4 protein-coding genes are annotated in these 5,265 nt (G+C 40.1%); 2 read left to right on the top strand and 2 right to left on the bottom strand.

All coding sequences use genetic code 11. The features are described 5' to 3' along the window. Both NP596_RS19580 and NP596_RS19575 read right to left on the bottom strand, forming a co-directional pair. On the bottom strand, positions 1–2,505 hold a 2,505-nt coding region (locus tag NP596_RS19580; RefSeq protein WP_256617086.1), incomplete at its 3' end, for a DEAD/DEAH box helicase. Then, entirely contained in the window at positions 2,505–3,413 is a 909-nt protein-coding gene (locus tag NP596_RS19575; RefSeq protein WP_256617085.1) for a HamA C-terminal domain-containing protein, read from the bottom strand. The genes NP596_RS19575 and NP596_RS19580, both read right to left, overlap by 1 nt. An 814-nt stretch (positions 3,414–4,227) precedes the next feature. On the opposite strand from NP596_RS19575, the gene NP596_RS19570 reads away from it, so the two are divergent. Beyond that, complete coding sequence (locus NP596_RS19570) at positions 4,228–4,644, top strand: putative toxin-antitoxin system toxin component, PIN family (protein WP_256617084.1); 417 nt, start codon at positions 4,228–4,230, stop codon at positions 4,642–4,644. Further along, a complete protein-coding gene (locus NP596_RS19565; RefSeq protein WP_256617083.1) occupies positions 4,644–4,883 on the top strand; it encodes a toxin-antitoxin system HicB family antitoxin in 240 nt (79 codons plus the stop codon). Before NP596_RS19570 ends, NP596_RS19565 begins: the two co-directional genes overlap by 1 nt. Positions 4,884–5,265: the final 382 nt, after the last annotated feature.

Genomic DNA, 5,265 nt, shown 5'->3' with positions numbered 1-5,265 from the left:
AATATTTATTTCAATGAGTTTATCGCCTTCAATTTTTAAGCAGTCTTTATATTTCCTGAAAGTGTAGTCCGCTGAGTGCCTTGAAAGTCCATAATTCTGTAAAGCGATTACGATAGTGTTTTGTGTTCCATATTCTAAAAACGTCGCCCAGTTTACGCCTGCATTATCTTCACCTAAGATTTCAACAAGCATGGCGTAGTAGTTGTTGAAGTATTTTTCAAAAAGAAACCGGAGAACACTTTCAATATCATCAATGATGTTTCCAATCAGGACATTGATATGTTTTTTACTGTTGTCGAACATCTCATAAGATGGTGTTCCGTTTTTATAACCGACCATTAGGGTACTGCCTTTGCGGTTGTAATAAGCAATAGATTCATTGATGATTTGGCTCAACGGAATTCCATTTATCCATTGATTCATCAGAACAGCATAATAGTCAAGTTGCTTTTCAGATTTAAATTGCTTTTCCTCTGTTTCCCAATGAAACATTGAATAGAATTTATGAAGCCATTCTTGGCATATTTCATAAGTCACCTTGCTTGGCATTTTGATGGCAGATGGATTCTTGGCTTGCTTTTTCAAAGCAATGAAAATCTCATTCTGTATTTTTAGTTTGATTAAATTGTTAGTGTTCAGAACACTTGAAGGAACTTCAACCTTTCCATTTTTCTTTTTTGCCAAATCAATAATTGCTTCCTTATTATCGGTAATCAGCTTTTTTATAATCTCACTGCTGTAATTAGCTCGCTGTATTTCAAGTGTATCAATGCTTATGATATTGGCAATGTATTCCAATATCTCTTTCATTGTTTTTGTTTCACCTTTTATGTCTGGATTTTCATTCAGAATTTGCTCAATCTTCTTTAGTTTATTGTCAATGTAGTTTTCAACGGAAGGATTGAGCTTGATTTCTGCATCACCGTTTAAAAGGGCTTCATGTTTTTTCCAGTCTTTATCGGTTTCCTTGATACAAATGATGTTACCTGACAATTCATGCTTAAGCCGTCCTGCTCGCCCTGCAAGATTCCAAAAGTCTATTGGCTGAAAAGCAGTTCTTCCGTTTTTGTTGTTCAAAATGAAAACATTTTTTGCTGGTAAATTCACACCTTCCAAAAGGGTTGATGTGCAAAATACATAGTTGATTTCTCTTTCTTTAAAAAGTCCTTCTACTTTATTTCTGATAATCTGCGGCAGATTGCCAAAGTGATAGCCAATTCCCCTGTTCAGAAATTCGCCCAAGTAGTAATCCTCGTGAATGTAAGTTCTGATTTGGCGAATAACATTTTTTACATTTCTGGAAACCTCAAACTGTTTATATTGATTTTTTTCAAATAGTTTTGTGGCCTTATCAATGGTCTCAAATCTTGAACTGCAATACACAATGTTACTTTCTTCGTCACCAATTACAGAAAGCAAATCATAAATCGTCTCCGACTTTGTTACGATTTTTGGTTCAAATAAATAGTTACCATTATCCAAGTAATGTGTAACCTTCTTTTCAATCAAATCAACAAAAAATAAATTTTGCGAAACCGGTGTTTCTATTGTCCTGAAACACTGCTTCTCGTCTTTTTTAAATAGTTTTAGAAAAACTTCAGGGTTCGATACATTCGGAGAAGAAAAATATAAATTTAGGTTGGGGTTTCTCCTTAGTGCCTTTGAAATTGCTGAATATGCAGTTACTGCCCGAATATCATTTTCTGCTGCCAGTTTGTGGGCTTCATCTATGAATAAATAAGCAAAAGAAGGATTTTCCTTTTGGGATAGATAGCTCAAAAGCCTTTCAGGCGTAAGCACAAAAATGTAATGCTGTTCTGTTGATGGTAATTCAGAAACATTAGAGTTGGTTATTACGGTGTAATTATAGTGCTCCAATACATCTTTGAGTTCTTTGTTCAGGTCAATTGAAAACTGGTTAATCAAAGCCCTGGTCGGCACCATGATGACAATATTCTCAGGCGGTTTATTGCCAACTACTTTTCTGATGAATGATTTAATGATAAAAGATTTTCCCATTGATGTGGGGCCAGAAAAGCTAAAATGCTTCGAACCGCTTATTTTCTTGTAAAGCTCAAATTGAGAATCAGTGAAAATCAAATCTTCGGTATCGGGAACGGCTTGAATAAATTCCTTGACCTTCTTTTCCAGTTCTCTGTCAAAGGGTAATTCAGAACTGTTATTCTCATCTTTTAAAAACTCAATTCCAGGAAAGTTTCCTAATTTTGCCAATACTGAATGAGAGAAAGTCTGATAATAGGGATTTGTATTATAATCTTCATTGAGCAAGGTTATAAGTTGGTAAGCTTTGTTCCTTGCTTTCGGGTTTTTTGAGTTTGAAAGGATGTCGGCAAAGCGTAAAGTGTCATTCAATTCTTTTTCGGTTAGCTTTATGTTTATGCCATTATCAAAAAATAAATTATTTGCCAAGAGTTTAGCTGCTTTATTATTCAAGTTAATAAAGTATTCATCTTGCAAAACATCATTAGCTAAACGCTCTATCATTACTCTGCTCGCGTAATTTTTTTGATAATTTCTTTTCGTGTTTTATCTAGTTTCATGAATGGAAAAACATAAACGTAAAAGGTGTAGCTGAAAAGCTCGTATTCCTCAATTTTATTTTTGATGTGATTCATCTTGCTTTCAACTTCGGCTTTTATTTTGGACTTAATCAAAGCCAGAAATTTATCGTTGCTCAGCCGCTTTTCTTGATCCGTTGGGTCAATCTCAAATCCTGCGAAAATGGCGAAGGCGTTGTTTTTTACAATTGGGTCGGTATCGCTCGCCTTGGGTATGATTATCGATTTTAAGAACTGGTATAAATCTTCATCAAATGCCTCTTTGCACAACTGGGAATTGATTAAACCAATTTCATCATGGATGTTGTTCTTTTTCCTTGTCAGAAAATCGTGGATTGATTTAAAGGCATGGGAGATTGATGTTGTCAGACTTTGTTCGAGTTTAGATTCTCCAAAAATCAGTTGGTAGTTTTTGGGAGCCAATTCAAGCAGGTGAATACCATCCGAACCTTTGGCATAATCGTTTGACGAAAGTTTGATTTCTAATTTTGTTAGGATTTTAGGGGCTTTTAAATGCGATTCTAAAAAACAAAACAGAAGTAATTCACCTGCTTCGCCATCATTAACTCTTGCATCTCTGAATTTTGACGCAGCCTTTTCAACGAGTTCATAATAGCGTTGGTCTTTTTCAAATTCTTTGATTTCCTTTTTTGATAATGCAAAAGGAATCATGTGGTTTCCCAATTGCTTTATCAGTTCATCATAGCAAAACTGGTTATTCTCAATTTTAAGAATATGCAGGTTGAGTTTTGAATTGGTATCAGGCACATTACGTTCAATCTCTTTGTAAAAGAGGTCTAAGAAATTTTCTCTTATGCTGGGTTTAAAGTCCATGAATGCTTAGTGCTGGGTGTTCTTCACAATGAGGCACAACGTTTGTGTATATTCTATTGTGATTATTCCGCCAAATTGGTGGGTTACACACAATTGTTTATATTTTTTTTAAACTTCATTTATAACAGCACTCTTTTATGTATAACAAATTATTAAGCTGTTAACGGCATATCTACCTGAGAAGGAACGTTGTCATGCTAATATATTGATTGGCATATGATTTATCCTTTTGTATATCATTTGCGATAGGCCAGTTATGGCTTTTGACCATCCGATTGCGGCCATTGAATCATTTTGACCGATAGGGCCGTAGGTACCGATTAGCAACGCGTAATTGTACGAAAGCTAGCATCATTCCACCGATTACGCTTCGCTAATCAAGGCTACGAGGGGAATATACCATACAGGCCTTAGACAATAGGCGGCAGGTAAAGCGCATTTTTTGGCTATTCAATGGAATTTACTGATTGGTCGCGGTAGGAATACCGGTTGCCCCCGCACAGTTCCCAGCGAGCTCCACTAGCGCACAGGCCTGTCCCTCAAGTACGAACATCAAAGCGGTAACACGGGTGGATTGTAATAAACGCTACAACCTCGCGCCGCTTGGTGCACGCCAGTTTGGGTTGCGACGCGACCGCCATCTCTTCGAATTCATCGCCGGAAAGCGGTCGGTCAAATTCCGATTCATGGAAGCGGTCAGACGTCAAAGAGCACAGCCGACCTACGGCCAAAACCAAGGAGGCAAATAACAAGCCGCCTTGACTTCCTCAAACAGAATAATATGATATGCAATATGAAAAGACTCCGTGTCGTTTTGGATACCAACATTCTCGTCGCCGCATCCCGAAGCAGGAATGGCGCTTCATTTGCCCTGCTGTTGGCCCTAAAAAACGGTAACTATACAGCGCTGGCGTCGGTGCCGCTGATGCTGGAATACGAAGCGGTGCTGAAGCGACCTGAACAACTGGCTTTCGGCGCGCGTACCGCGGCCGCGACCGATGCTTTCCTGGATGCACTGTCGTTATTTATTGAACCGGTACATCTGCATTACCTTTGGCGACCGCAATTACGTGACCCAGCAGATGAAATGGTGCTGGAAACCGCATTAAATGGTCGTGCCGATGCGCTGGTCACCTTGAATATTGCTGATTTTGTTCCCGCCGGCCATTTTCGACTGCCGGTGTTGACCCCAGGTGCTTTTTTGCGCCAATTGCAAGTGGAGAAAACCTGATGACTAACTATGCGCTGCGCGTCCCCGAATCTCTCTTTACTTATGCCCGCAAAGTGGCTGAGGAAGAGCATGTATCAATGAACCAGTTTTTCGTCATGGCCATTGCAGAAAAGGTTTCCGCATTGAAGACCGAGACCTATTTTCGTGAGCGGCAAGCGCGCGGCGAACTAAATGCTTTTGACACTTGGCTCAACGCCAGTCCTGATGCAGAACCTATGGCGGGCGATGAGCTGATTTGACATCAGCCGGTTTATGCCGCGGTTCAATTCACTGTCGTCGGTATCTGGTGGGATAAAAGCGACCCTCATGGCGGATGTTGCGGGCCAAAGCAAAGGCAAGGCGGCTTGTTTCCCCCGTACACGTATTATTAGCAACCCCCCTGTTGGTTGCCTTATCTTTGCCATAACCGCCGGAATGGGTCGTTGACAACCTGTTAACACCTTGAAATAACTCGGCCCCAAGCGTCAGGCATCCGGTATTTCAACACCTAAGCCGGGTACCCTTTATTTTTTCTCGACCCAACACCGCTTCCGCCGCCAGCAAGGCGGAAATACTCACCCCGGCGATACCGCCGCCCGGCCGGGTCCAGTGTCCGGCATGGAACAAGCCCGGCAAAACCCC

The sequence above is a fragment of the Methylomonas rivi genome (assembly GCF_024505165.1).
GTDB classification, from domain to species: Bacteria; Pseudomonadota; Gammaproteobacteria; order Methylococcales; family Methylomonadaceae; genus Methylomonas; species Methylomonas rivi.
The sequence above is the reverse complement of the archived record's forward strand: the minus strand, read 5'-3'. Positions and strand labels throughout refer to the sequence as shown.

What these genes read in the sequence shown, in the direction of transcription:
- NP596_RS19575 (WP_256617085.1), bottom strand. Translation starts at nt 3,413, where the DNA reads ATGGACTTTAAACCCAGCATAAGAGAAAATTTCTTAGACCTCTTTTAC.
- NP596_RS19565 (WP_256617083.1), top strand. Translation starts at nt 4,644, where the DNA reads ATGACTAACTATGCGCTGCGCGTCCCCGAATCTCTCTTTACTTATGCC.